Here is a 292-nt window from a genome sequence, read left to right on the forward strand (position 1 = left end):
GCATGATCACAAGCTGCTGTCTCGTCTGCTCTAAGCTGCTCTTTGCGGACTGCAGGGACGCCTTCGCATTTGTGACACTCTCCGCCGCAGTGTCCACATCCGACTGCAGCGCCATTCCTGCTGCCCTTTTCGTCTGAGCCTGCGTATAAGCAGTCTCCGCCTGAGTCACTGCGTCCTCTAAGGTATCCAGGGATGCCTTCCCACTATAATAGGAAATCATCAGCTTTTGTGCCTGCTGCACAAGGCTCTTCTCCGCCTGTTCATATCCGAGGCGTTTGATCTCACCGTCATC

1 protein-coding gene is annotated in these 292 nt (G+C 54.8%); it reads right to left on the minus strand.

What is annotated here, in order from left to right; translation table 11 throughout:
- Positions 1 to 292 (minus strand): TolC family protein (locus tag PZH32_RS13575; RefSeq protein WP_275208784.1); only part of this gene is annotated, 292 nt, incomplete at both ends.

Source organism: Adlercreutzia equolifaciens (assembly GCF_029076695.1).
Taxonomy (GTDB): Bacteria; Actinomycetota; Coriobacteriia; order Coriobacteriales; family Eggerthellaceae; genus Adlercreutzia; species Adlercreutzia equolifaciens_A.